The 2776-nt window shown below is 46.8% G+C and carries 3 protein-coding genes and 1 pseudogene; all 4 read right to left on the reverse strand.

Going from position 1 to position 2776, the window contains the following annotated elements:
* On the reverse strand, window positions 1–430 hold a 430-nt coding region (locus QTO00_RS17780; RefSeq protein ID WP_331425965.1), incomplete at its 3' end, for a tripartite tricarboxylate transporter permease.
* Window positions 431–447: 17 nt separating this feature from the next.
* Window positions 448–978: a tripartite tricarboxylate transporter TctB family protein gene (locus QTO00_RS17785; protein ID WP_331425966.1), complete on the reverse strand. Its 531-nt coding sequence runs from the start codon at window positions 976–978 to the stop codon at window positions 448–450.
* 183 nt (window positions 979–1161) lie between these two features.
* Window positions 1162–2133 (reverse strand): tripartite tricarboxylate transporter substrate binding protein, encoded by a 972-nt coding sequence (locus tag QTO00_RS17790; RefSeq protein ID WP_331425967.1) that lies wholly within the window; start codon window positions 2131–2133, stop codon window positions 1162–1164.
* Window positions 2134–2358: 225 nt separating this feature from the next.
* Window positions 2359–2776, reverse strand: a pseudogene (locus QTO00_RS17795) (hypothetical protein); the annotation flags it as partial.

Raw genomic sequence — 2776 nt, forward strand, 5'->3', positions numbered from 1 at the left:
CGGAAGATTGGAAGCTCAGTGACACCTTAGCTAGCGCAGGTGCGGCAACCAATAGCATGATGGCTGATAGTGTACCACCAGTGAAAGAGGAGTAAGCAGCAAGAGCAAGGGCTTTACCCGCTTGGCCTTTTTGCGCCATTGGGTAGCCATCAAACGCGGTCACCACGGTAGACGAACAGCCTGGCGCATTGATTAGAATTGATGATGTTGAACCACCAAAAACCGCACCATAGTAGACGCCTGCCATTAGGATCAGACCTGATGATGGTTCTAATCCATAGGTGATTGGGATCATCAGCGCGATAGCTGAAATAGGGCCAAGCCCAGGCAACATACCGATAAAGGTTCCGACAAAACAGCCAACAATCACCATCATGATGTTCATTGGCATTACGGCGGTCGAGAGACCTTGTAGAATTCCATCTAACATAATGTTATTCCCTTAAATTACGACCACATGGTGAAAATAACACCAGGCTCTAAGTAGATGTCTAAGCCTTGGGTGAGGAGTAGGTAAAAAGCGATGACAAATGGGAAAGAGGCTCCCCACAACACTTTTTTACGTCGCTCACCAAGCAAATAGAAGCCAGCTAGCAGGAAAAAGCCTGTAGCCAGAACAAAGCCGACGTATGTTAGGCCAACGCCGTAAAGCGCCATTAAGGCTAAAAAGCCAAGCAGAAGTTTCCAGTTGAACTCGACGACTGCGCCGCTCTTAGCATCTGGCTGCCCTGTTACGAGCAACAGTAGAGATAGCCCAATACCTATGTAGGTCAGTAGTGTTGGCAAAGTACGCGCGGTAAAAGGTTCGTATTCGTCACCTGGGAATAGTGGTATTTGTGTTGTCTGGTAGCCGTAGCATAGACAAACAAGCATAAATATCATCGCACCAACGCGGTCGCGACAGAGCAAATTCTCTTTCGAGAAGAAATTACCTTTAGTGAATGAGTTCGTTGGCACGTCCGACATATCCAACTCCATTTACATAAGAAAAGAAAAAAGCCGTACACGAGGGTTAATGAGCAGGTTCACTAACAAAAGCCTATTGCTGCTAGTCAAAGGGCTGCCTGTCTATAAATAGACAGAGGAGATTGTGTGTTAGCTCATGTACGGCGAAAGGGGTATATGAGGGTGGTGCAAGTCACCCTCATATGGATTAAACGCCTATTTCAGGAATCCAAGCTCGCGCATTAAGTCGCCCATCTGCTGTTCTTGTTCCTCAAGGAAAGCGTAGAAGTCTTTGTCAGCTTTGTAGTTGTCGATCCAACCGTTACGGTCACGAACCACTTGCCACTCATCTGTGTTGTACATCTTAGTTAGAGCAGAGTTCCACTCGTTGATTTTCTCTTGGCTAGTTCCAGGAGCTGCGAAGAATCCGCGCCAGTTGGCAAATACAGTTTCGTTGCCGTATTCAGTTAGTGTTGGGATATCTGGCGCTGCATCGAGACGTTTTGGCGCTGTCACTGCAAGGATCTTAACCTGACCAGACTTAGACATTTCTAGTACTTCGCCAAGACCCGTAGATAGGAGCTGAGTTTCGCCAGACAGCAGTGCTGCCATTGCTTTACCACCAGCGTCATATGCGATGTAACGTACTTTTTTAGCGTCAAAACCTTCGCCTTTAAATGCCGCTGCTACGACTAGGTGATCCATACTGCCGCGTGCTGAACCACCAGCAATTTTCACTTTGCGTGGGTTTGATTCAAACTCTTTTACTACGTCTTCCCAAGTGTTGTATTTAGAATCAACAGACGCCACGATTGCACCGTAGTCTGCGATCGTTGCAGCAACGGGTGTTAGGTCGCGGAATGATTGAGGGAAGATACCTGTAAGTGAACGCACAACGATAGGTGTTGAGTTGACCATTAGTGTGTCTTCTTGGCGCTCAGCTGTTTCGATTAGGTGCGCAATCGCTTTACCGCCACCACCGCCAGATAGGTTTTGGAAAGATACATTTTCGACGATGTCTGATTTAACCAATACATCACCGGTACCACGAGCCGTCATGTCCCAGCCACCGCCAGCACCACCTGGGATTAAGAAGTGGATTTTCTCAACGTCAGCGGCTAACGCACTGAATGAAAAAGAGGCTGCGATGATCGAAGCGGCCAGGGTTGGTTTTAGTACCTTAAACATGATTCACGTTCCTTATGTATGCGCGCGCTCTTCATTGAGAGCACGCTTATCGTTATCAATTTTTCTGCCTACAAGGAGGGAACTTGTAGGCAGATGGCTTAAGGTTAATTAAGTGTTAAATTTATGTCTCCAATACGTTTATAAAAAGAATATTGGCCATATTGGAAGTTTTGTTCATAAAGTTCACGGACATGTCTAAGCGATGGAGGGGCGATGGAGGTGGAGCTATCGGCTGTCGACAACCAATAACTTGGCACTGCGGTAGGCAAAAGCCATACTGGCAACTTCGTTTGGGCGACTGGTTATATGGTCAACAGAGGGTAATATGACGAAGAAAATCAATGGCTCTGGGTGCATATAGCGCCAAATCTGACTTTGCTGCTCTTTTTTATAGGCTTTTAAATTCACCGTTAGGACTAAGCTTTCTGGCGGCAATTGGCTACCTTTAAATGCCCCTAATTCGTGTACAGCGCCCCACAAAGATTCTAGTTGACGCTCATGGGTACTCTTTAAGAACAACTCCAACTGAAATGTGTTTGATGAGTTGCTTTTTATGGCAGAGATGCGTTGAGCGGCTCGCAAACCCTGTTCGAAGGGGAGGTAACCTTGTGCATTGTCGACAATCTTGTTTGATTGGGGACAC

Origin of the sequence: Vibrio sp. M260118 (assembly GCF_036533755.1) — a bacterium.
Taxonomy (GTDB): domain Bacteria; phylum Pseudomonadota; class Gammaproteobacteria; order Enterobacterales; family Vibrionaceae; genus Vibrio.

Bases quoted from the DNA above. Each gene is read 5' to 3' on its own strand.
- QTO00_RS17785 (WP_331425966.1), bottom strand. From the start codon at position 978: ATGGAGTTGGATATGTCGGACGTGCCAACGAACTCATTCACTAAAGGT.
- QTO00_RS17790 (WP_331425967.1), bottom strand. From the start codon at position 2,133: ATGTTTAAGGTACTAAAACCAACCCTGGCCGCTTCGATCATCGCAGCC.